22 protein-coding genes and 3 pseudogenes are annotated in these 24,312 nt (G+C 64.1%); 16 read left to right on the top strand and 9 right to left on the bottom strand.

Features of this window, described 5'->3' with window-relative positions:
- The first annotated feature begins 230 nt into the window (after positions 1 to 230).
- The 6 genes and pseudogenes from AC0L2M_RS13465 to clpS (AC0L2M_RS13440) all read left to right on the top strand — a co-directional run.
- On the top strand, positions 231 to 1,178 hold the full coding sequence (locus AC0L2M_RS13465; RefSeq protein WP_023799957.1) for a choline ABC transporter substrate-binding protein: 948 nt from the start codon (positions 231 to 233) through the stop codon (positions 1,176 to 1,178).
- Positions 1,179 to 1,338: 160 nt separating this feature from the next.
- Positions 1,339 to 2,193 (top strand): choline ABC transporter permease subunit, encoded by an 855-nt coding sequence (gene choW / locus AC0L2M_RS13460; RefSeq protein ID WP_023799956.1) that lies wholly within the window; start codon positions 1,339 to 1,341, stop codon positions 2,191 to 2,193.
- Positions 2,190 to 3,371, top strand: a complete 1,182-nt coding sequence (choV, locus tag AC0L2M_RS13455) for a choline ABC transporter ATP-binding protein (protein WP_023799955.1) — start codon at positions 2,190 to 2,192, stop codon at positions 3,369 to 3,371. Before choW ends, choV begins: the two co-directional genes overlap by 4 nt.
- Positions 3,372 to 3,565: 194 nt before the next feature.
- Positions 3,566 to 3,871, top strand: a complete 306-nt coding sequence (gene clpS / locus AC0L2M_RS13450; RefSeq protein WP_473535091.1) for an ATP-dependent Clp protease adapter ClpS — start codon at positions 3,566 to 3,568, stop codon at positions 3,869 to 3,871.
- A 195-nt stretch (positions 3,872 to 4,066) separates the two neighbouring features.
- Positions 4,067 to 4,713 (top strand): annotated as a pseudogene (locus tag AC0L2M_RS13445) (VOC family protein).
- 3 nt (positions 4,714 to 4,716) lie between these two features.
- Positions 4,717 to 4,833 (top strand): annotated as a pseudogene (gene clpS, locus AC0L2M_RS13440) (ATP-dependent Clp protease adaptor ClpS); the annotation flags it as partial.
- 205 nt (positions 4,834 to 5,038) lie between these two features.
- Here the strand turns inward: clpS (AC0L2M_RS13440) and AC0L2M_RS13435 are convergent.
- Genes AC0L2M_RS13435 through AC0L2M_RS13420 form a run of 4 tightly spaced genes read right to left on the bottom strand, consistent with a single transcriptional unit; the run spans position 5,039 to position 11,870 of the window.
- Positions 5,039 to 7,126, bottom strand: coding sequence for a membrane protein (locus AC0L2M_RS13435; protein WP_023799952.1), 2,088 nt, complete (start codon positions 7,124 to 7,126; stop codon positions 5,039 to 5,041).
- A 3-nt stretch (positions 7,127 to 7,129) separates the two neighbouring features.
- On the bottom strand, positions 7,130 to 9,955 hold the full coding sequence (locus AC0L2M_RS13430; RefSeq protein ID WP_128169701.1) for a DUF4159 domain-containing protein: 2,826 nt from the start codon (positions 9,953 to 9,955) through the stop codon (positions 7,130 to 7,132).
- Positions 9,952 to 10,866 carry a DUF58 domain-containing protein gene (locus tag AC0L2M_RS13425; RefSeq protein ID WP_128174427.1) on the bottom strand — a complete coding sequence of 305 codons (915 nt, stop codon included), beginning with the start codon at positions 10,864 to 10,866 and terminating at the stop codon, positions 9,952 to 9,954. Before AC0L2M_RS13425 ends, AC0L2M_RS13430 begins: the two co-directional genes overlap by 4 nt.
- Positions 10,866 to 11,870 (bottom strand): AAA family ATPase, encoded by a 1,005-nt coding sequence (locus AC0L2M_RS13420; protein WP_473535090.1) that lies wholly within the window; start codon positions 11,868 to 11,870, stop codon positions 10,866 to 10,868. The genes AC0L2M_RS13425 and AC0L2M_RS13420 overlap by 1 nt, the downstream gene beginning before the upstream one ends.
- A 146-nt stretch (positions 11,871 to 12,016) precedes the next feature.
- Here AC0L2M_RS13420 and AC0L2M_RS13415 point away from each other — a divergent pair, with 146 nt between their 5' ends.
- The 3 genes from AC0L2M_RS13415 to AC0L2M_RS13405 all read left to right on the top strand — a co-directional run bounded on the left by AC0L2M_RS13415 (position 12,017) and on the right by AC0L2M_RS13405 (position 14,652).
- Positions 12,017 to 12,646 carry a DUF1285 domain-containing protein gene (locus AC0L2M_RS13415; protein WP_023799948.1) on the top strand — a complete coding sequence of 210 codons (630 nt, stop codon included), beginning with the start codon at positions 12,017 to 12,019 and terminating at the stop codon, positions 12,644 to 12,646.
- Between the two features lie 108 nt (positions 12,647 to 12,754).
- Positions 12,755 to 13,387, top strand: coding sequence for a CoA pyrophosphatase (locus tag AC0L2M_RS13410; RefSeq protein WP_128169702.1), 633 nt, complete (start codon positions 12,755 to 12,757; stop codon positions 13,385 to 13,387).
- Positions 13,384 to 14,652 (top strand): CCA tRNA nucleotidyltransferase, encoded by a 1,269-nt coding sequence (locus AC0L2M_RS13405; protein ID WP_128174429.1) that lies wholly within the window; start codon positions 13,384 to 13,386, stop codon positions 14,650 to 14,652. The genes AC0L2M_RS13410 and AC0L2M_RS13405 overlap by 4 nt, the downstream gene beginning before the upstream one ends.
- 5 nt (positions 14,653 to 14,657) lie before the next feature.
- Here AC0L2M_RS13405 and AC0L2M_RS13400 read toward each other — a convergent pair whose 3' ends face one another.
- The 3 genes from AC0L2M_RS13400 to hemF all read right to left on the bottom strand — a co-directional run bounded on the left by AC0L2M_RS13400 (position 14,658) and on the right by hemF (position 16,511).
- On the bottom strand, positions 14,658 to 14,843 hold the full coding sequence (locus AC0L2M_RS13400) for a DUF1059 domain-containing protein (protein ID WP_023799945.1): 186 nt from the start codon (positions 14,841 to 14,843) through the stop codon (positions 14,658 to 14,660).
- 246 nt (positions 14,844 to 15,089) lie between these two features.
- Positions 15,090 to 15,350, bottom strand: coding sequence for a DUF1344 domain-containing protein (locus AC0L2M_RS13395; RefSeq protein WP_128174431.1), 261 nt, complete (start codon positions 15,348 to 15,350; stop codon positions 15,090 to 15,092).
- 246 nt (positions 15,351 to 15,596) lie between these two features.
- Positions 15,597 to 16,511, bottom strand: a complete 915-nt coding sequence (gene hemF, locus AC0L2M_RS13390; RefSeq protein WP_128174433.1) for an oxygen-dependent coproporphyrinogen oxidase — start codon at positions 16,509 to 16,511, stop codon at positions 15,597 to 15,599.
- A 105-nt stretch (positions 16,512 to 16,616) separates the two neighbouring features.
- On the opposite strand from hemF, the gene AC0L2M_RS13385 reads away from it, so the two are divergent.
- Positions 16,617 to 16,874: a hypothetical protein gene (locus tag AC0L2M_RS13385; protein ID WP_006202578.1), complete on the top strand. Its 258-nt coding sequence runs from the start codon at positions 16,617 to 16,619 to the stop codon at positions 16,872 to 16,874.
- Here AC0L2M_RS13385 and soxR read toward each other — a convergent pair.
- Together soxR and AC0L2M_RS13375 are read right to left on the bottom strand one after the other, a co-directional pair.
- Positions 16,871 to 17,317 carry a redox-sensitive transcriptional activator SoxR gene (gene soxR, locus AC0L2M_RS13380; protein WP_023799942.1) on the bottom strand — a complete coding sequence of 149 codons (447 nt, stop codon included), beginning with the start codon at positions 17,315 to 17,317 and terminating at the stop codon, positions 16,871 to 16,873. The two genes, AC0L2M_RS13385 and soxR, sit on opposite strands and share 4 nt — an antisense overlap.
- Before the next feature lie 169 nt (positions 17,318 to 17,486).
- A complete protein-coding gene (locus AC0L2M_RS13375) occupies positions 17,487 to 17,945 on the bottom strand; it encodes a tRNA (cytidine(34)-2'-O)-methyltransferase (RefSeq protein WP_473535089.1) in 459 nt (152 codons plus the stop codon).
- Positions 17,946 to 18,362: 417 nt separating this feature from the next.
- Between AC0L2M_RS13375 and AC0L2M_RS13370 the strand changes: the two genes are divergently transcribed.
- The 6 genes and pseudogenes from AC0L2M_RS13370 to AC0L2M_RS13345 all read left to right on the top strand — a co-directional run bounded on the left by AC0L2M_RS13370 (position 18,363) and on the right by AC0L2M_RS13345 (position 24,208).
- On the top strand, positions 18,363 to 18,833 hold the full coding sequence (locus tag AC0L2M_RS13370) for a hypothetical protein (RefSeq protein WP_473535088.1): 471 nt from the start codon (positions 18,363 to 18,365) through the stop codon (positions 18,831 to 18,833).
- The gene (locus tag AC0L2M_RS13365; protein WP_128174450.1) at positions 18,817 to 20,691 is read left to right on the top strand and encodes an ABC transporter ATP-binding protein; all 1,875 of its coding nucleotides are present in this window, start codon (positions 18,817 to 18,819) and stop codon (positions 20,689 to 20,691) included. Before AC0L2M_RS13370 ends, AC0L2M_RS13365 begins: the two co-directional genes overlap by 17 nt.
- Before the next feature lie 25 nt (positions 20,692 to 20,716).
- A complete protein-coding gene (locus AC0L2M_RS13360) occupies positions 20,717 to 22,600 on the top strand; it encodes an ABC transporter ATP-binding protein (protein WP_128174435.1) in 1,884 nt (627 codons plus the stop codon).
- 31 nt (positions 22,601 to 22,631) lie between these two features.
- Positions 22,632 to 22,946, top strand: a complete 315-nt coding sequence (locus tag AC0L2M_RS13355) for a DUF6665 family protein (RefSeq protein ID WP_128174437.1) — start codon at positions 22,632 to 22,634, stop codon at positions 22,944 to 22,946.
- Positions 22,947 to 23,210: 264 nt separating this feature from the next.
- Positions 23,211 to 23,451: pseudogene (locus AC0L2M_RS13350) on the top strand (calcium/proton exchanger); the annotation flags it as partial.
- A gap of 247 nt (positions 23,452 to 23,698) precedes the next feature.
- On the top strand, positions 23,699 to 24,208 hold the full coding sequence (locus tag AC0L2M_RS13345) for a BA14K family protein (RefSeq protein ID WP_128178091.1): 510 nt from the start codon (positions 23,699 to 23,701) through the stop codon (positions 24,206 to 24,208).
- Positions 24,209 to 24,312 lie beyond the last annotated feature (104 nt).

Below are 24,312 nucleotides of genomic sequence, written 5' to 3'. Positions count from 1 at the left end.
CCTCTTTAAGCCGAGTTGTCCCAACGCGGGGGGGGCGTCCCGACGTTCCACCGGAAAAGCGCCTGGCCACCGGAAAAGCGGCGAATCTGTCGCTGGTCGGCCAGCCCGCGCCGTTGATCGCGATTGTCTTATCGCTTGAAACCGCACCAGAATGGTGTTTGGCTGACGAAACAAGGCGGAGACAAATCCGCAATTTCGCTTCGCCGACAGATCACAATGGGAGAATACAGATGTCGCGTATGAAACTACTCGCCGCCGGCTTCGGTCTGGCGGCATTTCTTTCGGCGAGCGGTGCACTCGCCGCCGAGCCGGAAAGCTGCAAGCCGGTGCGTTTTGCCGATGTCGGCTGGACCGACATCACCGCCACCACCGCTACCGCCAGCGTCATCCTCGAAGCGCTCGGCTACGAGCCCGACGTGCAGGTGCTGTCGGTTCCGGTCACCTACACCTCGCTGAAGAACAAGGACGTCGACGTCTTCCTTGGCAATTGGATGCCGACCATGGAAGCCGACATAAAACCCTATCTCGAAGACAAGTCGGTCGAGACGGTCGTGACCAACCTGGAAGGCGCGAAATATACGCTCGCCGTTCCACAGCACACCTATGATGCCGGTCTGAAGGATTTCGCCGATATCGCCAAATTCAAGGACAAGCTCGACGGCAAGATTTACGGCATCGAAGCCGGCAATGACGGCAACCGCCTGATCCTCGACATGATCGCCGCCGACAAGTTCGGCCTGAAGGATTTCGAGCTTGTCGAAAGCTCCGAAGCCGGCATGCTGTCGGCGGTGCAGAAGGCGGCCGCATCGGGCGAAGACGTGGTCTTCCTCGGCTGGGAGCCGCATCCGATGAACGCCAACATCAAGATGGCCTATCTGTCGGGTGGCGACGAGGTGTTCGGCCCGAATTTCGGCGGCGCGACCGTCGCCACCAATGTCCGGGCCGGCTACACCACCGAATGCCCGAACGTCGGCGCGCTGCTCAAGAACATGGTGTTCTCGCTCAAGATGGAAAACGAGATCATGGGTGCGATCCTCAATGACGGCGCCGACCCGAAAGCCGCGGCCACCGAATGGCTCAAGGCCAATCCGGACGCGATGACGCCATGGCTCGCCGGCGTGACGACCTTCGACGGCGGCGACGCCGCGGCCGCGGTGAAAACCGCACTGGGTTCGTAGCAAACTTACACCTCCCCCGTGTGGGAGGTTCGGCGCGGCACGCGCCGCGGTTGGGATGGTTCGGAACGGAGCATAACCGTGACCATCCCACCCGGCTCGGCTGCGCGGTTCGGCCCACCCCGTCAGGGGAGAGGTGAAGAAGAATGAGGGGACATTTGCCATGGATCCGGTTTCGCAACTGATTTCGAGCTTCAAGATCCCGATCGGGCGGTGGGGCAAGACCTTCTTCGACTTTCTGACCACCAATTTCGAGTGGTTTTTCGACAGTATCGCCGACGGGCTCACCGTCGTTCTCGACGGGCTCGTCGATCTTTTGCTGCTCGTCCCCCCGGTCCTCCTGGTCGCCGCCATAGCCGGGCTTGCCTGGTACCTGCAGAAATCATGGAAGCTGGCGCTTGCCGTCGCGCTCGGCCTGCTCTTCATCGTCAACCAGGATCTCTGGCAGGAAACCGTCGAGACGCTGGTGTTGGTCGTGGGCGCCGCTGCGGCCTCGATGGCCATCGGCGTGCCGATCGGCATCTGGGCGGCGCATAACGAGCGCGGCTACCGCTATCTCCAGCCGGTCCTCGACCTGATGCAGACCATGCCGACCTTCGTCTACCTGATCCCGGTGCTCATTCTCTTCGGCCTCGGCATCGCACCCGGCCTCATCGTCACCGTCATCTTCGCCGCTCCCGCGCCGATCCGCCTGACGCATCTCGGCATCACCTCGGTGCCGAAACCGATGATCGAGGCCGGCGAAGCCTTCGGCGCGACGAAACGCCAGCTGCTGTGGAAAGTCGAGCTGCCGGCGGCGCTGCCGACCATCATGGCGGGCCTGACGCAGTGCATCATGCTCTGCCTCTCCATGGTGGTGATCGCTGCGCTCATCGGCGCCAACGGCCTGGGCAAGCCGGTGGTGCGCGCGCTGAACTCGGTCAACATCCCGCTCGGCCTCGAAGCCGGCCTCGCCATCGTCGTGCTCGCCATCATCCTCGACCGCATCAGCCGCATCGGCACGGGAGCCGCCAAATGAGCGCTGCGGTCGATTTCAAGAATGTCGACATCGTCTTCGGCGCGGCGCGCAAGGAAGCGCTGGCGCTCGTCGACAGGGGCGCAACGCGTCAGGAAATTTTGGAGAAGACCGGCGCCGTGCTCGGCTGCGCCGGTGCCAATTTGACCGTCAACGAGGGCGAGATTTCCGTCCTGATGGGCCTCTCCGGCTCCGGCAAATCGACGCTGCTGCGCGCCGTCAACCTGCTCAACGTGCCGGCGCGCGGCAACGTCATGGTCAAGGACGGCGACCGCATGGTCGATGTCGCAACCTGCGACGCCGCCACGCTGCGCCACATCCGACAGACGCGGGTCGCCATGGTGTTTCAGCAGTTCGGCCTTCTGCCCTGGCGCACCGTCGCGGAAAATGTCGGCTTTGGGCTCGAGCTTTCCGGCGTGCCCGAAGCCGAGCGCAAGGCGCGCGTCGACCGCCAGTTGAAGCTCGTCGGCCTCGACCAGTGGGCGTCGAAATACGCCCACGAGCTTTCCGGCGGCATGCAGCAGCGCGTCGGGCTGGCGCGCGCGTTTGCCACCGAAGCGCCGATCCTGCTGATGGACGAGCCGTTCTCGGCGCTCGACCCGCTGATCCGGACCAAGCTGCAGGACGAATTGCTGCAGCTTCAGGCCGAGCTGAAGAAGACCATCGTCTTCGTCAGCCACGATCTCGAGGAGGCGCTGAAGATCGGCAGCCACATCACCATCATGGAAGGCGGGCGCATCGTGCAGACCGGCGCGCCGGAAGACATCGTGCTGCGCCCCGCCAACGACTATGTCCGCGACTTCATCGCCAATGTGAATCCGCTCTCGGTGCTGACTGCCTGGAACGTGATGCGCGACCGCCGTGATCTCGACCACGGCGAGGACGGCTGGGTGTGGCTCGACCGCCGCAAGACGACGCGTTTCAAGATCGATGAGCACGGGCTGGTGGCGGCGGCCGAGCGCGATGGCAAGCCGGCGTTCTGGGTGTCGTGCGCCGATGTCGAGGCGCAGCCGGAGGAGACGACGCAGGTATTCTGGGCCAATCCCGGCACCTCGCTGAAGACGGTGATGCTGGCCATGCACCGCTCGCAGACCGCACCGGTGGCGCTGTTCGACGACCAGTCGCGCTTCGTCGGCGCCATCGGCATCAGGGATGTGTTGTCGGCGGTGTTGCGGCGGTAGCTATTTCTAAACGAAACGGCCCGTATCGTTTCTTCGCGGTCTCTGCGCGGCTTAGCGGCGGTCCCACATAAGGCATGGACTTGTGAACGGCGGCGCCCCGCTAGGAAGGCGGTTTGCGGGCGGTTCAAAATGGACGATTGCTTTCGTTCATGTCAGGATAAAAGCGAAATTCTTGCGCGCAGTTGCCGGTTCCGATGCCTGAGATCGTCACCAAACCCCGCACCAAGACGAAGCCGAAGATCGAACGGCCGAAGCTCTACAAGGTCATCCTCCTTAATGACGATTTCACGCCGCGCGAGTTCGTGGTGACGGTGCTCAAGGGCGAGTTCAAGCTGAGCGAGGACCTGGCTCGGCGGGTGATGATCACCGCGCACCAGCGCGGCGTCTGCGTCGTCGCCGTCTTCACCAGGGACGTCGCCGAGACCAAGGCGACACGGGCGACCGATGCCGGCAAGGCCAAGGGCTACCCGCTGATGTTCACGACGGAACCGGAGGAGTAGTGCCGGCTTCCCCTCCTCCCCTTGCTGCGGGAGAAGGTGGATTGGCGTGCAGCGCCAAGACGGTTGAGGGTACTGGACGGAGTGCGGTGACTGACAACTGCTCATCGCCGAGGCACGTTCGCAGCGCTGCGTAGGGCGCATCGGTGTAACGTCGAAAGGGCAATGCCCGCCTATACTGTAACCACAGTTGCGCCCATGCCGAATCTCGAAAACCTCAAAAAGCAGGCCAAGCAATATTGCGGTGGCACCGCGAACGGTACTATCCGGTCGCAGCCGAGATCAGGGCTGCGTTGCCACGCTTCCAGCATCTCGATGACAATCAGGTACTGGAAGCAAATTTCAAGCTCAGCGACGCGCAGGAACTGATCGCGCGTCAATCGGGGTTCGAGGGATGGCAGGCGCTCAAGACAGGAGCCCCAGCCATGACAGATCAGAAAAAACAGACCGTACCTGCACCCGTTCTGAGTTCAACCTCAGCGCAGTTGTTCGTCACCGACATCAAAGCGTCGTTCGAATTCTTCACCACCAAGCTCGGCTTCGGAGTCGACTTTGTTTACGGCGACCCGGCATTTTACGGACAGGTGACACGTGACAATGCGCAACTCGCGCTGAGGCTGGTTTGCGAACCTGTGTTCGTTGGCGATATACGGCAACGTGAACACCTGCTCTCCGCCGGGATCACAGTCGATACTGCAGACGAGATTAAACAGCTCTTTCTGAATTTTCAGGCCGCAGGGGTGCCCTTTCACTAAGTCCTCAGGAAAGAACCCTGGGGTGCCAGAAACTTCATTGTTATGGATCCAGACGGAAATCTCATTTTGTTTGCTGGCCCCGGCGACTGAGCCGTCTGCGTCGTCGCCGTCTTCACAAGGGACGTCGCCGAGACCAAGGCGACTCGGGCGACCGATGCCGGCAAGGCCAAGGGCTACCCGCTGATGTTCACGACGGAACCGGAGGAGTAGCGCGCCCGCTTCCCTTCCCCCTGTGGGAGAAGGTGGATTGGCGCGCAGCGCCAAGACGGTTGAGGGGTGCTGGACGGAGTGCCGTCGCTGCCAAGCTGGAACACCCCTCATCCGACCGAGCGGAGCCTGTCCTCGGGCTTGCCGGAGGCAAGACCCGTGGGCTCGGCCACCTTCTCCCACAAGGGGAGAAGGAAAATCGGCGTCGCTACCGCCCCTCGCGGTACCACATCGAGCCCAATGCCAGCAGCAGCAGGCCGAGGCCGAGGAACCCGCCGAACAGCGGCACGCGCGAGACGGCCTTCAGCACACTGTCGTCGGTGGTGCGCAGGCCGATCCAGTCGTTGCCGGCCGCCGCGCCCGTGGAGCGGACCGGGACGACCGACGGCAGCGTCACGCCGCCGGCGAGATTGCCAAGGGTCGACGATTGCGCCAGCCGGCGCACGCTGCCGCCGGTGGCCTCGGCCGGCGCTCTCAGCCGGTTCTCGGTGGAGACGACGTCGGTGAATTCCGGTGCGTTGACCGGGCCGACATGGGCAAGCGCTTTCAGGTCGCCATTGCCGACCTGATAGAGGCCGATCTCGCTGGTCTCGATGCTGCCGAGGAAGACGCCGGGTTCGGCTCTCTCGAGCTTGACGGTCATCGCCTTGCCGGACGGGGTGATGATCTGCGCCGGGCCGGGATCGTCGCTCATCGTCTGGCGGCGGATTTCCAGCATCATGCCGCGGCCGTCGGCAGTCAGCCGCTCCTCCTCGAGTTCGGGCTCCTTCATCAGCCAGTGGGCGATGCGGCGATAGAGCTGGACATGCGGGCCGCCGCCCTCGAAGCCGCGCGCCCACAACCAGCCCTGGTCGGACAAAAACATGCCGACGCGGCCTTCACCCTTGCGGTCGAGCAGCAGCAGCGGACGGTTGTCGGCGCCCTTCATTACCGCCTCGCCCCCGGGGTTCTCGACGCCGATGGTGCGGAACCAGCGGCTCCAGTGCGGCGGCTCGGTGGCGGAGCCGTCAAGCCCGCGCGTCACCGGATGGCGCTGGCCGAGCTCGGTGAGGCGCGGATAAAAGGCCTTTTCGACGACTTCGCCGGTCGGCATCGCCGGCAGCGCCGACATCAAAGGCGTGCGGGCGATGGAACTTTCGCCGGCATATTCGGGTCCTGCCGCGATCAGCAGCGCGCCGCCCTTTTCAACATATTCGGCGATGTAGTCGTAATAGAGGACCGGCAGCACGTCGCGGTGCTGGTAGCGGTCGAAGATGATCAGGTCGAAATCCTTGATCTTCTCGACGAACAGTTCGCGCGTCGGGAAGGCGATCAGCGACAATTCGTTGATCGGCGTGCCGTCCTGCTTTTCCGGCGGCCGCAGAATGGTGAAGTGGACAAGATCGACCGAGGCGTCGGATTTCAGAAGGTTGCGCCAGGTGCGTTCGCCGGCATGCGGTTCGCCGGAGACCAGCAGCACGCGCAAATTCTCGCGGATGCCGTCGATCAGCGCGATCGCGCGGTTGTTGGTGTCGGTGAGTTCGTCGGGCTCGGGATCGATGGCGAGTTCGACGATGTTGCGGCCGGCGCCGGGAATGGTCACCTGCAGCGGCATGGCCTGGCCGATGGTGGCGCGCTCGACCGAGACCTGCTCGCCATTGACCGAGACGCGCACATCGACCGAGCCGGCCTCGTTGTTGGTACCGATGACGCGATAGGTCATTTCGAGCGGCTTGCCGACCAGACCGAAGCGCGGCGCATTCTCGAAGCGGATGCGGCGATCCTTTTCCTGGTCGTTGCCGGTGATTAGCGCGTGCAGCGGGGCGTTGAAGTCGGGCGTTCCGCCTGGGGCGTCATGCACCTCGCCGTCGGTGATCATGATGGCGCCGCCGATGCGCGAAGGCGGCACGTCGCGGAAAGCGCTCTCAAGTGCCCCGAAAAGCCGCGTTTCGGTGCGCTCCTCGGCGGCTTCCGACTTGCCGGCCTCGACGACGCGGACGTCGAACTGCTTGAAGCGGCCGAGGCGCTGCTGAAGCCCGGCCAGCGCCTCGTCGGTCTGCCTGGTGCGCTCGCCAATGTCCTGGCTCTGGCTGCGGTCGACGACGACGGCGACGACGCTTTTCAGCGCCTCGCGCTCTTCGTCGAGCAACACCGGGTTGAGCAGGGCAGCAGTCAGCGCCAGCAGGGCGGCAAAACGGAAGACCGCGCCGCGCTGGCGGAACCACAGGCCGACCAATGCCAGCAGCAACAGCGGCGCCAGCACCAGCCCGAGCAGCGGCCAGGAGATGAGCGGTTCGAAGGCGAGCGACAAGTTCATGGCTTACTGCCCCAGCCGTTCGAGCAGCACCGGCACATGCACCTGATCGGATTTGTAGTTGCCGGTCAGCATGTACATCATGATGTTGACGCCGCCGCGCAGCGCATAAATGCGCTGCATCGGATCCGACGGCACGGTCGGCAAAAGCGGGTCGCCATTCTCGTCGACCGCCCAGGCGCCGGCGAGATCATTGGCGGTGATCATGATCGGCGAGACGCCGTCGCCGGTGCGTACCGGGCGGTTCTCGGTGTTGCTGGCTTCGAGCGACGCCGCGACCCAGAGCGGGCCACCGGCGAAGCGTCCGGGAAACTCAGGCAGGATGTAAAAGGATTTGGTCAGCACATGGTCCGACGGCACCGGCTCCAGCGCCGGCACGTTGAGGTTGCCGAGGATGTCGCGCAGCCGCTCCGTCGCCGGGCTGGCCTGCTCCGCGCCGATGCCGGTGGCGAACTGGTCGCGCGTGTCGAACAGCACCGTGCCGCCCTGCTGCATATAGGCGTCGACGCGGGCGATCGCGGCCTGGCTCGGCATCGGCGCGGCAGGATCGATCGGCCAGTAGATCAGCGGATAGAAGGCAAGCTGGTCCTTCGAGATATCGACGCTGGCCGGCGCCCCCGGCTCAAGCGCGGTCTTCTCGATCAGAAAGCGGGTCAGGCCCTCCAGCCCGGCCTGGCTGATCGAATCGACGCTCCGGTCGCCGGTCTGCACATAGCCGATCCGGGTTTTCGAAATGTCCTCGATCGCCCGCTCATCACCGGGTTTGGCATCGTCGGCGCGGGCGATGTCGGTGTGGCCGACCAGGGCGCCGAGCGTAATCAGCAGGGCGGCGGTGGTTGCGGCGGCCGTGCCGGCGCGGCGCGGCCGGCGCGATAACAGGCCGCCCATCCAGAACACCGCCAGCGTATCAAGGACCATCAGCAGGAGAGCTGCCGCCACCAGCGGGCCCTTCAAATTGTGCGATTCGTCGAAAGCGTACTGGACGGTGGTGACCGGCACGGTGATCTGAGGACGGACCAGCGGCGCCAAGCGGCTTTCGGCATTGAGCAGATTGTGAGCGATGACGCCGGTGTCGGAGCCATACAGGCCGGGCGGATTCTCGAACGTCACCGGCAGCGGGCCGGCACCCGGCACCAGCGGCCGTGCATCCGGCGTCGGCGGCACCAGCGTGCCATCGGCTGATATCATGCGGTAGGGCGCCAGCGAGGCGGCGGCGGCTTCGGCATTGGCGACCGCCGCACCCTGGTTGCGCGACAGTTGCACGATGCGGCGCAGCATCTCGACGAAACTGCCGGAGATCGGCAGGTTCGACCAGGTCGCCTCCGGCGTGACATGGAACAGGACAAGCGTGCCTTTGCCCTTCTTCATCCCGGTCACCAGTGGCGTGCCGTCGGCAAGCGTGGCCCAGCTGCGCTCGACGATATCGGGCGTCGGCTCGGCCAGCACCTGCCTGGTGACGGTGACCTCGGCCGGTGGAGCGAGATCGGCGAAGGGGCCGGTCTTCGGAAAATCGGTGACCGGCTGCGGCGTCGTCCACGACAGCGCGCCGCCGAGCGAGCGCTCGCCGGTGCGCAGCCTGACCGGCAGCAGGTCGTCATCATTGCCGGCGGCGACCAGCCGCGAGCCGGCGAATCGCACCAGCGTGCCGCCATTGTCGACCCAGTCGACCAGCCTTTGCCGCACCTGCTGCGGAATGGTGCCGACATCGGCCATGACGATCATCGCCGGCTTCTGGTCGAGGAGCTGCGGGATGGCGTCGGCAAGGTCGGCGCTCGACGGCTCGGCCAGATCGGCGAAGGGCTGCAGCGCGCGGCGGATGTAGTACAGCGGCGACAGAAGCGGCTGCGCCTGGTCGGCTTCGGCCTGCGACAGCAGTCCGACGCGGCGGCGCTTGGAACTCTCGTCGAGCACGCGAACGGCGCCGGCCTGCCGCTGACCGTCGAGCGTGATCGAGGCGAAGTCGTTGCGCAGCTCGAAAGGCACCGCCATCGTGCCGGTGGCGGTGGATTCGCCCGGCGAGAAGGTCAGCGTGGCGTCGGCGATGCGGCGGCCCTTGTCGTCGAAGGCGCCGGCGGTCACCTGAGCCGGCGCCGGATCGCCCGGCGCGCGGATGGCGGTCAGCTCGAAGCCGTCCACCTGGTTGTCGGCGCCGGTCAGGCCGATCAGGCCAGGCCGGTCGGAGGCGGCCCAGACGACACGGGCGGCGTTCTTCGACAGAAGCGTGTTGAAGGCGGCCTCGTCGCCTTCCGCTGCCAGACCATCGGCGAGCACGGCGACGCTGGCGCCCGGCAAGCTCTCCAGGGTTGTCGCGACGCGGGCATAGACGGCCGGGCGGTCGGTCGGGATCGGCCGCGGCTTTGCCGCGCGCAGCCGGTCGAGCGCGGTGGCGGCGTCGAACGGGCCGATCTCGGCATTCGGTTTTTCGGCGGTGAAGGCGATGATGACAGGCACGTCGTTGGAGCTGGCATCGGCGATCAGCCGTTCGGCAGTGGCGACGCGCTGGCCCCAGTCGGCGGCACTTGCCCAGTCATTGTCGATGACCAACGCAAGAGCGGTGCCCTCGGCCGGCAGTCTTTCACGCGGGTTGAAGACAGGTTCGGCCAGCGCCGCAACGATAAGGGCCGCCATCAGCAGCCTGAGCAGCGTCAGCCACCACGGGCTCTGTTGCGGCGTCTCCTCGCGCTTCAGCACGCGGGCCAGGATCTTCAGCGGCGGGAAGACCTCAGTTTGCGGCTTGGGCGGGGTGAACCGCAAAAGCCACCAGATCACCGGCAGGGCCAGAAGGCCCCACAGCACCATCGGCGCTCCGAAGGAGAGCGGCAGCCAGCTCATGCGCGGATCCTCCCGGCTGAGCTGCCATCGACGGTCATCGCCATGTGGACACGCACCAGCGCATCGGAGGCGAGGCGGTCGGTGTGGTTGACGCTAAAGCTCCAGCCGAGGCGCTTGCACCAGTCGGTCAGTTCCTGGCGGCGGGCGATGTAAAGCAGTCGGTAGTCATCGCCCAGCGTTTCGGCGCGGCCGGCGGTCAGCTTGTCGCCGGTCTCGGGATCGGTGAATTCGGTGCGGCCGGCATAGGGGAATCTCTCCTCGGCCGGGTCGGCGACCTCGATCAGATGGGCACGCACGCCGTGGCGGGCGAGCACGTCAAGCCAGGCGATAGTGTCCTCGACCGGATCGAGGAAGTCGCTGACGATGACGATGTCGCAGAAGCGGCGGATGGCGGACAGGTCGGGCTTTGCCGGCAATTCGCCGGCATGGCTGAGTTGTGCTGCGATCCGCTCGGCGCCGTTGCGGGCGGTGAACGGATCGGTCAGCCCGGGCCAGGCGATGCGCTCGCCGCTGCGCGACAGAAGCTCGGCCATGGCCAGCGCCAGCACCAGCGCGCGGGACTCCTTCGAGACGGTGGCGCCGGTCGATTTGTAGAGCATGGAAGGCGAGGGGTCTGCCCACAGCCACACCGTATGGGCGGCCTCCCATTCGCGGTCTCGCACATAGATGTGGTCGTCGCGGGCCGAGCGGCGCCAGTCGATACGCGAGGAGTCGCCCTCGACATAGGGCCGGAACTGCCAGAAATTCTCGCCGATGCCGCGCTTGCGGCGGCCGTGCCAGCCGGCGATCACCGTGTTGACGATGCGACGCGCCTCGACCAGCAGGTCCGGCACCAGCGATGCCCGCAACCGGCCGCGGGCGAGCGCGTCACGCGTCGCCGCCGGAGCCTGGGCCTCGCCTATACGCGCCATCAGATGCCTTTTGCCAGTTTCGCCACCACGTCACGCACGGTCGTGCCCTCGGCACGGGCGGCAAACGTCAGCGCCATGCGGTGCTGCAGCACCGGCTCGGCCAGCGCTCTGATATCGTCGATCGACGGCGCCAGCCGTCCGTCATAAAGGGCGCGGGCGCGGGCGCACAGTGTCAGCGACTGGCTGGCGCGCGGGCCCGGGCCCCAGGCGACGTGCTTGTCGGTCTCGGCATTGCCCTGGCCGGGGCGCGCCGAGCGCACCAGTTGGAGGATCGCCTCGACGACGCTTTCCGGCACCGGCATGCGGCGAATGAGGGTCTGGATCTCCTTCAGCCGCGCCGGCTGCAACACGTTGTGCGCCTTGGCGTCCTCAATGCCGGTAGTCTCCAGGAGGATGCGGCGCTCCGCCTCGATTTCCGGATAGAGGATGTCGACCTGCATCAGGAAACGGTCAAGCTGCGCCTCGGGCAGCGGATAGGTGCCCTCCTGCTCCAGCGGGTTCTGCGTCGCCAGCACGTGGAAGGGCGCCGGCAGGTCATGGCGGACACCGGCAATGGTGACGTGGTATTCCTGCATCGCCTGCAGCAGCGCCGACTGGGTGCGCGGCGAGGCGCGGTTGATCTCGTCGGCCATCAGCAGTTGCGCGAAGATCGGCCCGGAGATGAAGCGGAACGAGCGCTTGCCGAATTCGTCCTGCTCCATCACCTCGGAGCCGAGAATATCGGACGGCATCAGGTCGGGCGTGAACTGGATGCGGCGGGAATCGAGGCCGAGCACGATGCCCAGCGTCTCGACCAGCTTGGTCTTGGCGAGGCCGGGCACGCCGACCAGCAGCGCATGGCCGCCTGCGAGCAGCGCCACCAGCGTGCGTTCGACGACGCTTTCCTGGCCGAAGATGACGCGGCCGACGCCCTCGCGAACCCTGGAAATGTCGGCCAGCGCCGTCTCGGCCAGGGCGATCATGTCCTCTTCGCTGATCGGGCTTTCCTTGATCATCACGCTCATGCAGCATCGATCCTTCTCGTTGGAAATACCGGCTTGCAGCTTCGACGCCACAGAGTGCCGCGATTCGGCCTCGCGTGGCGCCCGTCTTTGAACTTAAATCACTGACTTAGGCTGACAAGCGGAACAACAGTGACTATTTCGTGACCATGACAGAACGCGCCGACGATCGTGAAGGAAGTTTGACGGCAGCGACCGAGGCGCGCGGACTGGAGGCGCTGATCTCGCGTGCCGCCCGCGCGGGCAACGGGCCGGCGCCGGTGGATCGTTGGAATCCGGCCTTTTGCGGCGATCTCGACATGGAGATCCGGCAGGACGGCACCTGGTTCTACCAGGGCACGCCGATCGGCCGCATGCCGCTGGTGCAGCTGTTTTCCTCCGTGCTGCGCAAGGACGAAGACGGCAGGACCTACCTGGTGACGCCGGTGGAAAGGGTCGGCATCCGCGTGGTCGACGCGCCCTTCATAGCCGTCGAGATGGATGTTTGCGGCACCGGCGATGGCCAGGTCATCACCTTTCGTACCAATGTCGGCGATGTGGTCGAGGCCGGGCCGGAGCATCCGCTGCGCTTTGTCGACGAGGAGGCAACCGGCGGCCTGAAACCCTATGTGCTGGTGCGCGGACGGCTGGAGGCGCTGCTGGCGCGGCCGGTCATGTATGAATTGGTCGAGCATGGCGAGGAGATCGAGGTCGGCGGCCGAAGGATGTTTGCCGTCCGCTCGAAGGGTGCGGTCTATCCGATCATGCCGGCGGAAAAGCTGCAGCGGCTGAGCGCATGAGAGGGCGACGCCAAATGGACCGGGGCCAAATGGACCGGGGCCAAATGGACCGGGGCCAAATGAACCGGGGCATGATGGACCAGGTGACGCGATGAACCAGGTGACACTATGGACCAAGTGACGCCGGCGCCGTTTTCGGCCGCGGATTTTCGCGCCCGCGTCGCGGCGCAGCCGCTGGCGCATGCCGCCGACGATTATGGCGACCATCGCTTCAACCCGGGACATCCGCGTTTGAAGCTCGCAAAGGCGCTGCGCGATGCCGCCGTGCTGATCCCGGTGGTCGATCATGGACGCGATGCAACGGTTCTGCTGACCAAGCGGGCGGAAAAGCTGCGCAGCCATTCGGGGCAGGTGGCCTTTCCCGGAGGCACGATCGATCCTACCGATCCGAGCCCGGAGGCGGCGGCATTGCGCGAGACATTCGAGGAGATCGGGCTTGGCCAGGATCGGGTCGAGATCATTGGCCGCATGCCCGATTACGTCTCCGGCAGCGGCTACCGGATCGCCCCGGTGCTGGGAATAGTGCGGCCGGACTTTTCACTGACGCTGAATTCCGAGGAGGTCGACGCCGCCTTCGAAGTGCCGCTACGCTTTCTGATGGACCCGGCCAACCACGGCCGCGACAGCCGCATGTGGAACGATCTCGAATGGGTCTTCTACGAAATGCCCTATGACGGACAGCGCATCTGGGGCGTCACCGCGGGCATCATCCGCACGCTCTATGAAAGGCTCTATACGTGAGCGGCCGGGTGTCGCTCGCGGGCAAAGCCGACTGGCTCGGGGAACGGCATTTGCAGCGCCTGCTGGCGGCTTTGGCGGATGGCGGCGAGGAGGCGCGCGTCGCCGGCGGTGCGGTGCGCAATGCGCTCATCGGCCAGCCGGTTGCCGACGTCGATATCGCCACCACGACCGTGCCTGACGAGACCATCCGCCGCGCCGAGGCGGCGGGTTTCAAGGCGGTGCCGACCGGCATCGAGCACGGCACCATCACGATTGTCGCCGGCGGCAAGCCATTCGAGGTGACCACGCTGCGCGCCGACATCGAGACCGACGGACGGCGGGCAAAAGTGTTGTTCGGGCGCGACTGGAAGGCCGATGCGGAACGACGCGATTTCACCATCAACGCGCTCTATGCCGAGGCCGACGGCACGATCGTCGACCTGGTCGGCGGCATTGCCGATGTCGAGGCGCGCCGGCTGCGCTTCATCGGCGATCCGGAGGCGCGCATCCGCGAGGATTATCTGCGCATCCTACGCTTTTTCCGCTTCTTCGCCTGGTATGGCGACGGCCGGCCGGATGCCGAAGGGCTGAAGGCTTGCGCCCGGCTCAAGGAGGGGCTTGGCCAACTCTCGGTCGAGCGCGTCTGGTCCGAACTGAAGAAGCTGCTGTCGGCCCCCGATCCATCGCGCGCCCTGCTGTGGATGCGCCAGGCGGGCGTGCTCACCAGCGTTCTGCCGGAGAGCGAGAAATGGGGCATCGATGCGATCCATGCGCTGACCAGGGCGGAGAAGGATCTCGGCTGGACGCTGGACCCGCTGCTCAGGCTGGAAGCGATCGTGCCGCCGGACGCAGCGCGGATGAAGACGCTCGCCGAGCGGTTGAGGTTCTCCGTCAGCGACGCCGGTCGCCTCAGGCAGTGGGCGCTGACAGCGCCCGTCGGGCCGAAGACGACCGAAGCGGAACTCGCAAAACGGCTCTATCGCGGCGATCGTCAGGGCCTTGTCGATCGCTTGCGGCTGTCGCTCGCTTCCGCTCGAGCCCGCGCCGTCGAGGACAACGACGCGCTGCTCGAAGCTGGCGGCTTTTCGCGGCTGCTGGCCTTTGCCGGAAAATGGAAAAAGCCCGACTTTCCGCTCAAGGGCGCCGATCTGACGAGGCTTGGCGCGTCGCCCGGGCCGAAACTCGGCGCAACCCTGAAGAACCTCGAAAACGAGTGGATCGAGTCCGGCTTTGCGCTGGATCGCGGCGCACTTCTCAAGCGCGCCGCAGAAGCACTCGAAAATTAGGCAAATCAGGCCGCGTCGCGAGCCTTTTCGATGCGCGAACGGATCGCTTCGATCATCGTCTCGCGAATGATCGTCTCGCCATGCGTCTCACGCATATGCTCGACGGCACGACGCATGATCTCGGCTTCCTCGTCGGCGCGCGTATGCCAGTCACAACCCGGAACCAGCGAGCCGCAGTGGAATTCCTTCATCGGATTTCTCCCTTTCCTCCTCGGAGTGCCGCATCTGCTCTGACGCGGAAGCTCCAGCACCTTTGATCGACGCATGATCTCTGTCGGAAACCGGTTCGGTTTTCGGGTCATGCGCTGGCCGAACCAGCATAACACGATCGGATGGTTTTGGTTGCTGCAGAGACCGAAAAAGGCGGAGCATCGCTGCTCCGCCCTCTTGACGCTACCCCGGAGGCAAGACCTCGTCTTGCTCCAGCGGGCAGGCCATCACTTCACGATCCTGACTGCCTCGGCAATTTTGTGCTTGCCGCTCATGTCCCACGAAACGCGGACCTTTTCGCCAGCCTTCAGGCCAGGATTCTTGAAGGCCTTGGGCAGCGTAAAGGTAGATCCGTCATCCAGAACGAGGCTCATGGCCGTTCCATCGTAAGTCTTGATTGTGCCCGTGGTGTGCTTGACCGCTGCGAAGGCAGCGCCACCAGAGGCAAGAACGGCGGCAGCCGCAACCGACATAATAAGCTTGCGCATGGCATGCTCTCCTGGAAATGAAGGCACCATTTTTCGGAGGTGCCCCACTCAATCATGGGCCGTCCGGTCGCGTCGGGTCGCGGTTCCAGGGAGGCGAGAACCGCCGGCGTTTCCCGGCCCGTAACGAAAAATAGTCTTGCTTTTTCAAATGGATATTAGACGAAAAAGATATTCTGCGCGCCACATTCGCCGCCAGAATCCTGCGATTTGGACCCGATTGCGACTCACGTCCAACTCACCGAGATTTTACGGCCATTTCACCTCTGGCGGCAGGCTGGACAGGATCGCGGCAACGTTGCCGCCGGTCTTCAGCCCGAAGATGGTGCCGCGATCGTGAAGCAAGTTGAATTCGACATAGCGGCCGCGGCGAATGAGCTGTTCTTCGCGGTCGCCGTCGGTCCAGTTGTCGTTGAAATTGGCCCGCACCAGATGCCCGTAGACGACGAGAAAAGTGCGCCCGACATCCTGGACGAAGTTGAAATCGGCGTTCCAGCCGCCTCTGTCCTCGTCCGAATGCAGCCAGTCGAAGAAGATGCCGCCGGTGCCGCGCGGTTCGTTGCGGTGCGGCAGATAGAAATACTCGTCGCACCAGGCCTTGAATTTCGCGTGGTCGGCGACGCCAGCGTGCTTCTCGCAGGCAAATTGCATGGCGCGGTGGAAGGCGACCGTGTCCGGGTCCCCCTGGCTGCGGCGACGGTCGAGCACCGGCGTCAGATCGGCGCCGCCGCCGAACCATTGGCGCGAGGTGACGACCATGCGCGTGTTCATGTGCACCGCCGGCACGTTGGGGTTCCACGGATGGGCGATCAGCGAAATGCCGCTCGCCCAAAAGCGCGGGTCTTCCTCGGCGCCCGGCATCTGCTTCCTGAACTCCGGCGAGAACTCGCCATAGACCGTCGAGGTGTGGACGCCGACCTTCTCGAAGACGCGGCCGCGCATCATCGACATGGTGCCGCCGCCGCCCTTGCCGGCGTCGCGCTGCCACGGCGTCTTTTCGAAGCGGCCGGGCGACCATGAGGCCTGCGGCCCCTGCAGGTCCTGCTCGATCTGCTCGAAGGCGGCGCAGATGCGCTCGCGCAGCGTCTCGAACCACAGCCGCGCCTTCATCTTCTTCTGTTCGATGTCGGCCGGCAGCCCCGCCGGTATTTCGGGTCGTTGCAAATGCTGTCTCCTGTTGTCGGGCGTACCCCGACAAATGACTCGTCTTTTCCGGCCGCGATCCCTAATCTCTTAGGTGCAAGGGTCAAGTGTGAATGGAGTTCTTTCGTGCGCACTCCGGCAAGACCGCCGCTGGATGGCCTGAAGAAGAGGCTCGACCGTTCGCGCGCCGAGCGCGAGCGCATGCCGCGCGACGGGTTTTTGCGCGAGACCTTCGTCCTGCCGCGCTCCGACGCGCGGCTCAAGGCGAAGGAATGGTTCGAGCGCTTTCCCAAGCAGGCCTACTGGACCGAGATCGAAAGCTGGTTCGAGCGGCCGGGCGACGTCATCGAATTCACCATCAGGCGATTGCCGGCGGCGGATTAGCGAGCGACCAACAACCGCCTTGCGCCCGGGCCTTGGGCGCTCAGCCGGTCTTCCTTGTTGCGCAGCGGGCACTTGTCGATCGACATGCAGCCGCAGCCGATGCAGTCGGTCAGCCCGTCGCGCAGCTTCTTCAACTGGGCAATCTTGCGATCGAGCTGGTCGCGCCAGGCGGTTGAAAGCACATTCCAGTCCCCGCGCGTCGGCGTGCGGCCTTCAGGCAGCGATGCCAATGCCTCGCCGATCTCGGCCAGTGAGATGCCGACCTCCTGTGCCACCTTGATGATCGCCACCCGCCGCAGCACGTCGCGGCCGTAGCGCCGCTGGTTGCCGGATGTGCGGTGGCTGCGGATCAGGCCGCGCGCCTCGTAGAAATGCAGCGCCGACACTGCCACCCCGCTGCGCGTGGCCACCTGGCCGACCGTCAATTCCGTCACCGCAGCCATTCGAATTTTCCGCTTGACCTCAAGTTAAGTTGAGCTTGTAACGAAGAAACCCTTGATATGCAAACCGCAGGAGAAGGCGATGTGCGCCTGGGTGAGAATGACAAGCGACCGTGCTGTCGTCGGCGAGAAAGCCGCCATAATCGCTGCGCCCGCTGAGGCTCTGCAAATCCTATCCGAGCTGCCGGATCGCCTCGCCGGCTACCATGGCGACGGAAAGCGCGACGTTGATGCTGCGCGCGCCCGGCTGCATCGGGATGATCAGTCTGGCATCCGCCGCCTCGTGGACAGGATCCGGCACGCCTGCGGATTCGCGGCCGAACAAAAGAATGTCGGCGTCGACGAAGGCGAAATCCGTATAGGCGGTCGCGGCTCTGGTCGACAGCAGCACCAGCCGCCGCGCTTCGCCCCTGCGCCAGTTCTCGAAGGCTTGCCAGTCGACATGCCGGGTCAGCGCCGCCATTTCGAGATAGTCCATGCCGGCCCGTTTCAGCGCCCGGTCGGAGAGCGGGAAGCCGGCCGGTTCGATGATGTCGACGCCGAGACCGAGGCAAGCCGCGAAGCGCAGGATTGTCCCGGTGTTGCCGGCGATATCCGGTTGGTAGAGCGCGATGCGGAGACGGTTGTTCATTTCCGCATCCTTCTAATAAGTGGCAGATCGGCCACAACAGGTTCGCGGTTTTGGAAATTGCTGGACCGGCGGGTGGTCATTTTCTGCGAAGTCGGTTATACGCCGGGCATTGTCAACCCGAACCGATGGAGGGGTAATTCATGATGATCATGCACATCCAGCGCCCCTCATGTGGGCTTACCAGCCTGCCGGCGGTTTCGGTTCGACGATTCTCCTGACCTTTTAGACCTCGATCGCACCGATTCTTAGCCGAAACCCTTTTTCGGTCTTCGAAGGAATCCTGCGATGTTTTTCAAGCTGTCGAAGGGGCTGACCGCCCCGCCTGAGCACGCCGCTGTTCAACCCCCGCCTTTCGCTGGCCATTCACCTGCGAACAGGCCGGATTTTCTTCCCTATTTTCACATGGAGGACGGACCGATGTTCGATCCCTGCAAAATTCCCGGTTCAAGAAACCTGCACGAGCGCAGGATGGCGACCTGGGCGCTTTTGGTCGGCGAAACCTACTCGTCGGCGGTTCACGCCGAAACCCGCCGGCGCCCGCATCGCGGCATGCTGCCGGACGTCGATTTCTCGCGCGCGGTTCCCGACCGCAGCCGGCCGTCGCTGGTGCGCCGGATCATCAGGCTGATCCGCCCTGGCGCAAAAACCGGCGCGAAACTCCGGGTCGTCGACACAGCGCTGTCAGGATCGTCAAACGAGCCTGTCGGCGAAAAGCCCGCGACATCCTATATTGCGCGAAGCAGGATCGGCGGCCCGGGTGATTCCGGGACGCCGGTCCTTGCTGACACGCGACCCATGACGCCATGCGCTCCCAGGACGCTACACGCTCCCGCGCGGCGAGAGCGAAAACGAGCATGTGAGTACCAAGACAATGTTCCGCTGGTTTGAAACAAGGCTCGATCCGTTCCCTGCCGAGGAGCCGGTCGAGCCGCCGAAGACGCTGATCGCCTTCTGCGTGCACTATACGCGCGGCGCTTGGCTCTACATCGCAATCGATGCGATGCTGGTGACGGCTATCGCCCTTGCCGAGGTGTGGATGTTCGGCTTCATGGGCCGGATCGTCGACTGGCTGTCGGTGCAGAATCGCGAGACATTCCTGCAGACCGAGGGCTGGACGCTCGCAGGCATGGCTTTCATCGTGGTTTTCGCACTGCCGGCGACGGTCTGGTTCCATGCGCTCCTCAACCAGCAGACGCTGATGGGCAACTATCCGATGCGTATCCGCTGGCAGGTGCATCGCTATCTGCTCAAGCAGTCGATGGCCTTCTACCAGGACGAGTTCGCCGGACGCATCGCGACCAAGCTGATGCAGACGGCGCTCGCCGTGCGCGAATGCGTCATCAAGCTTATCGACGTGCTCAATTATGTCGTGGTCTATTTCCTCGGCATGCTGTTGATTGTCGGCTCGGCCGACTGGCGGCTGGCGGCACCGCTTGCCGTCTGGCTTGCCGGCTATGTCTTGCTGCTGCGCTATTTCATCCCGCGGTTGGGCAAGGTCGGCGAGGAGCAGGCCAACGCGCGCTCGACCATGACCGGCCGCGTCGTCGACAGCTACTCCAACATCCAGACGGTCAAGCTGTTCTCGCATGCGCGGCGCGAGGCGTCCTTCGCCCGGGAAGGCATGGCCGGCTTTCTCGATACGGTCTACCGATCGATGCGGTTGGTGACGCAGCTCTACGGCCTGCTCTACGTCCTCAACTCACTGCTGTTGTTTTCGGTCACTGCGATCTCGCTGTGGCTTTGGCTCGGCCAGGTGGTGACGATCGGCGCCGTCGCCCTGGTCATCGGCCTCGTGCTTCGGCTCTGGGGCATGTCGCAATGGATCATGTGGGAGATGTCCACCCTGTTCGAGAATATCGGCACGGTGCAGGACGGCATCAGCTCGATCTCGCTGCCGCGCGTCGTCGAAGACAGGCCTGGCGCCAAGGACATTGTCGTGACCAAGGGCGAGATCCGTTTCGAAGACATCCGCTTCCACTACGGCAAGCAGAAAGGCATGATCGAACGCCTGTCGCTGACGGTGAAGCCGGGCGAAAAGGTCGGCATCGTTGGCCGCTCGGGCGCCGGCAAGTCGACGCTGGTCAACCTTCTGTTGCGCTTCTACGACCTTGAAAGCGGCAAGATCCTGATCGACGGCCAGGAAATCGCGGCGGTGACGCAGGATTCGCTGCGCGCCCAGATCGCCATGGTCACGCAGGATACCTCGCTGCTGCATCGCTCAGTGCGCGAGAACATCCTTTATGGCCGACCTGACGCCAGCAACGAGATGCTGGTCGAGGCAGCACGCCGCGCCGAGGCGCTTGATTTCATAGCAAGGCTTTCGGACGCCAGTGGCCGCACCGGTTTCGATGCGCATGTCGGCGATCGTGGCGTCAAATTGTCAGGCGGCCAGCGGCAACGCATCGCGATTGCCCGTGTCATGCTGAAGGACGCACCGATCCTCATCCTCGACGAGGCGACGTCTGCGCTCGATTCAGAGGCCGAGGCGGCGATCCAGGAGAACCTTTACAAGCTCATGCAAGGCAAGACCGTCATCGCCATCGCGCACAGGCTCTCGACCATCGCGGCGATGGACCGGCTCGTCGTCATGGACAAGGGCCGCGTCATCGAGGAGGGTTCGCATGAGCAACTCGTCGCCAGCGGCGGGCTCTATGCGCAGCTTTGGCAGCGTCAGTCGGGCGGCTTCCTGCTCGACGAGGGTGCGGCCGCCAACGATGCCATTGTGAAGGGTCAAGCAGCGGAATGATGGGCCGCAGAATGATGGCACCAGAATGATGATTGCCGTCTATCGCTGGTTCGAGAACTGGGTCTATCCGTTCAGGGAGCCCGCGAGCCTTCGGCCACCGGTCAGCGTCAGCGGTTTCCTCTGGCACTATGTCGGCCAGGCGAAGGTCGCCTTCTTCGCCATGCTTGTCATCGGCGGCATTGCGCCGCTGGTCGAGGCTGGGCTGTTCTACTTCGTCGGCAGGCTGGTCGACATTCTCGACCAGCTCCCTGGCGAGCGCAGCTGGGACGCGCTGTGGACTGCCGCCGGTCCCGAACTTGTCTTCATGGCCGCCGTGGTGCTGGTCGTCCGCACCATCGTCGTAGGCCTGGCGGCGCTGGTCGACGAGCAGACGATCACCCCCGGCTTCTACAATCTGGTGCGCTGGCAGGCGCACCGCCATGTCTCGCGCCAGTCCTACAACTTCTTCCAGAACGATTTCGCCGGCCGCATCGCAACAAAAGTCTGGCAGGCCGGGCAGGCGACCGGCGATTTGATGCAAAGCTTCATCGAGGTCGTCTGGTTCATGGTCGTCTATACGGTGACGACGCTGGTGCTGGTCGCCGGCCTCGACTTGCGGCTGGCGGCGCTGGTGGTGATCTGGATCACCGCCTTCGGCTGGCTGGCCAGGCGCTATCTGCCGGCGATCCGCAAGCATGCCGAACGAACCGCAGAGGCCGGTTCGATGATCACCGGCCGCTTTGTCGATTCCTACTCGAACGTGCAGACGCTGAAGCTGTTCTCCGCCGATGGCGACGACCGATACATCAGGAGCGGCTTCAACATCTATCTCGATGCGCTGCGCCCGTTCACCCGCAGGCTGACCGGCGTGCGCATGGCGCTGACGACGCTGTCGGGGATCATGATCACCGCGATCGCCTGTTTTGCCGTCTATCTCTGGATCGAAGGCTCGATCACCGTCGGCGCCGTCGCCTTCACGCTGTCCCTGGTGTTGCGGCTCAACATGCTGCTCGGCCGGCTGATGATGCAGCTCAACAGCATCCTGCGGAATCTCGGCGTGCTGGAAAACTCGAAGGCGCTGATCTCGCAGCCGCTCGGCCTGACCGATGCGCCCGACGCCAGGGAGCTTGTCGTGACCGGCGGCCGGATCGAAGTGAACAACGTCGAGTTCCACTACGGCAAGGGGTTTGGCGTGCTCAACGGCATCGACCTTGTCGTGCGGCCGGGCGAGAAGGTCGGACTGGTCGGGCCGTCCGGCGCCGGCAAGACGACGCTGGCCAATCTGATCCTGCGCCTCTACGAGCTCGAGGGCGGCAAGATCACCATCGACGGCCAGGACGTCTCGAAGGTGACGCAGAATTCGCTGCGTGCCAACATCGGCGTCGTCAGCCAGGATACCGCGCTTTTCCACCGTTCCTTGCGCGACAACATCAAGCTTGGCATGCCGGAAGCAACCGACGCCGAGGTGATCGCGGCCGCGAAGAAGGCCGAGGCGCACGACTTCATCCTCGACTTGCGCGACAATCGCGATCGCCAGAGCTATGAGGCCTTTGTCGGCGAGCGCGGCGTGAAATTGTCGGGCGGCCAGCGCCAGCGCGTGGCGATCGCCCGCGTCTTCCTCAAGGACGCGCCGATCCTGATACTCGACGAGGCAACGTCGGCGCTTGATTCCGACATCGAGGCGGCCATCCAGGAAAATCTGGCGAGGCTGATGGAGAACAAGACGGTCATCGCAATCGCGCACCGGCTGTCGACCATCGCGGCACTCGATCGCCTGGTGGTGCTCGACGGCGGCCGCATCGTCGAACAAGGCACGCATGACGAACTGGTCGCTATCGACGGGCTTTATGCGCGGCTGTGGAAGCGGCAGTCCGGCGGCTTCCTGTTCAACGAGGAGAGCGTGCTGGAGGAGACGCGGCCGGCGGAGTAGGGCCAGATTTCAGCAAAAAACGGAGTGAATCATGTCGGTGAGAATGCCATCGAATTTCGGACGGTCGGGAGCGCGGGAGAGCGCGCTCGACCTGCTCGGCCATGAAATCCTCGGCGAAAAGGCGGCGGCGCTCGGCCGCGCCGGCCGGCGGGTGGATGAAACGCTGGCGAGGTTGCGTGAACATGGCGAGGATGGCGAACGTCGTGCTCGCCTGCTCAGGGACGCGGCGGAGGCGGTCCATGGCTATTTCATCCAGCGCGAATTGTGCGGCTTGCGCAAGCACGACGCAGTGATCCGGGAATACAACATCCCCAAGGCCGTGCTGGCCAGGCTTGGCGCGAAATAGACAATAGTGTTGAAATCTGACGCTTGGTACCGAAGACGAAATAAATACCGATTTCGACCCGTTCCAGTCGTCCAGATTCGCTCGCGCTACGGAATAAGTTGACCCGAAGCCGCCCTTCATCAGCCCATTTCGCTGCCTGATAGCTGACATTTTTGGCAACCAGCACTGATGGCTCGGAAGCCTGCTGGCGGGGTTGAAGCCATGGACCAGCCAGCGCTCGTTCTAAGACAAACAGTATTTCGCTGATCGTATCCATGGCCCCCCTTGCTCAAAGAAATCCGTGACAATCCCGTTCTCTGGTTGTTGGCCTTTGCGCCTGCGGTGTTCGTCGCCCAAGCACTCGAGCCCGAAGCACACACGCTGCTTTTTGTGCTTTCCGTGCTGGCGATCGTGCCGCTGGCCGCGCTGCTGAGCTACGCCACCGAGTCGATGGCGACCAAAACGGGCGATACGGGTGGGCGGCCTTCTCAATGCGACGCTGGGCAACCTCACCGAACTGATCATCTACTCACTGGGTCTGGTATTCTCGCTTAAAACGCATCGGGAGTTTTTCGGCGGCGGGGATCCCCATCCGGACGCAGGCGAATCGATGTTGCCGGCGCCCGTAGCTCTGGGGACGGCGGCCTGTCTGACCGTCAAAGGTTCGGAGCGGCTTGAGACAATTTGCCGGTCTCGGGAACAAATTTGGATTCTTTCAGTTAATGACGACGTTTCGCATCCGGCAAACATTGCCACCAGCGAGGGACGCGATCATGAGGTTCCTGTCAGGCATAGCGACCTCCCTGGTCGCCACTTTTGCACTTACAAGCACTGTTCCAGTTGATGCCGCACCGATCTTCGTGCCCAGGGCACAAAGCGCGCAGTCCGATGTCATCCAAATTCGAGATGGCTGGTACAGGGGTTATCGCGGCTATCGCCACTATCGTCCGGGATACCATAGGCACAACGACTTTTGGTTTCCCGCCGGCGCATTTGTCGCTGGAGCGCTGCTCGGCAGCATGATCGCCAACAACAACGGCTACTACGGCGGGTATTACCGAAGCGGCTTCTACGGCGATCCTTATTACGGCAGACCTTATTATGGCAGACCTTATTATGGCGGAGCCTATTATGGCGGATCCTATTATGGCGAACCGTATTACCGCGACCGGTATTACCGCAACCGGTATTATGGCGACCGGTATTATGGCAATGGGTATCACTCAAACAGGTCCTATCGCCCATGCTCGCCCCGGGAAGCCGATTCCGGTAATTGCTACTAGCGCGACCTGTCGCGACACATTCTACCGCCTATCGCGAATTTGACCTTGATGTGCCCACATGGCATCATGGAATGGTAGCTGGACTGCGAAGACAAGACTCCTTG

It is taken from the genome of Mesorhizobium sp. WSM4806, assembly GCF_055811635.1.
The sequence above is the reverse complement of the archived record's forward strand: the minus strand, read 5'-3'. Positions and strand labels throughout refer to the sequence as shown.

Excerpts from the sequence above, each read along its gene's own strand:
- AC0L2M_RS13355 (WP_128174437.1), top strand. The coding sequence starts at position 22,632 with ATGTCGGTGAGAATGCCATCGAATTTCGGACGGTCGGGAGCGCGGGAG.
- AC0L2M_RS13415 (WP_023799948.1), top strand. The coding sequence starts at position 12,017 with ATGACAGAACGCGCCGACGATCGTGAAGGAAGTTTGACGGCAGCGACC.
- AC0L2M_RS13360 (WP_128174435.1), top strand. The coding sequence starts at position 20,717 with ATGATGATTGCCGTCTATCGCTGGTTCGAGAACTGGGTCTATCCGTTC.
- clpS (WP_473535091.1), top strand. The coding sequence starts at position 3,566 with ATGCCTGAGATCGTCACCAAACCCCGCACCAAGACGAAGCCGAAGATC.
- AC0L2M_RS13420 (WP_473535090.1), bottom strand. The coding sequence starts at position 11,870 with ATGAGCGTGATGATCAAGGAAAGCCCGATCAGCGAAGAGGACATGATC.
- AC0L2M_RS13365 (WP_128174450.1), top strand. The coding sequence starts at position 18,817 with ATGTTCCGCTGGTTTGAAACAAGGCTCGATCCGTTCCCTGCCGAGGAG.
- choW (WP_023799956.1), top strand. The coding sequence starts at position 1,339 with ATGGATCCGGTTTCGCAACTGATTTCGAGCTTCAAGATCCCGATCGGG.
- AC0L2M_RS13465 (WP_023799957.1), top strand. The coding sequence starts at position 231 with ATGTCGCGTATGAAACTACTCGCCGCCGGCTTCGGTCTGGCGGCATTT.
- soxR (WP_023799942.1), bottom strand. The coding sequence starts at position 17,317 with ATGGCTGCGGTGACGGAATTGACGGTCGGCCAGGTGGCCACGCGCAGC.
- AC0L2M_RS13435 (WP_023799952.1), bottom strand. The coding sequence starts at position 7,126 with ATGAACTTGTCGCTCGCCTTCGAACCGCTCATCTCCTGGCCGCTGCTC.
- AC0L2M_RS13400 (WP_023799945.1), bottom strand. The coding sequence starts at position 14,843 with ATGAAGGAATTCCACTGCGGCTCGCTGGTTCCGGGTTGTGACTGGCAT.
- AC0L2M_RS13430 (WP_128169701.1), bottom strand. The coding sequence starts at position 9,955 with ATGAGCTGGCTGCCGCTCTCCTTCGGAGCGCCGATGGTGCTGTGGGGC.
- AC0L2M_RS13395 (WP_128174431.1), bottom strand. The coding sequence starts at position 15,350 with ATGCGCAAGCTTATTATGTCGGTTGCGGCTGCCGCCGTTCTTGCCTCT.
- AC0L2M_RS13410 (WP_128169702.1), top strand. The coding sequence starts at position 12,755 with ATGGACCAAGTGACGCCGGCGCCGTTTTCGGCCGCGGATTTTCGCGCC.
- AC0L2M_RS13375 (WP_473535089.1), bottom strand. The coding sequence starts at position 17,945 with ATGAACAACCGTCTCCGCATCGCGCTCTACCAACCGGATATCGCCGGC.
- AC0L2M_RS13425 (WP_128174427.1), bottom strand. The coding sequence starts at position 10,866 with ATGGCGCGTATAGGCGAGGCCCAGGCTCCGGCGGCGACGCGTGACGCG.
- AC0L2M_RS13345 (WP_128178091.1), top strand. The coding sequence starts at position 23,699 with ATGAGGTTCCTGTCAGGCATAGCGACCTCCCTGGTCGCCACTTTTGCA.
- choV (WP_023799955.1), top strand. The coding sequence starts at position 2,190 with ATGAGCGCTGCGGTCGATTTCAAGAATGTCGACATCGTCTTCGGCGCG.
- AC0L2M_RS13370 (WP_473535088.1), top strand. The coding sequence starts at position 18,363 with ATGTTCGATCCCTGCAAAATTCCCGGTTCAAGAAACCTGCACGAGCGC.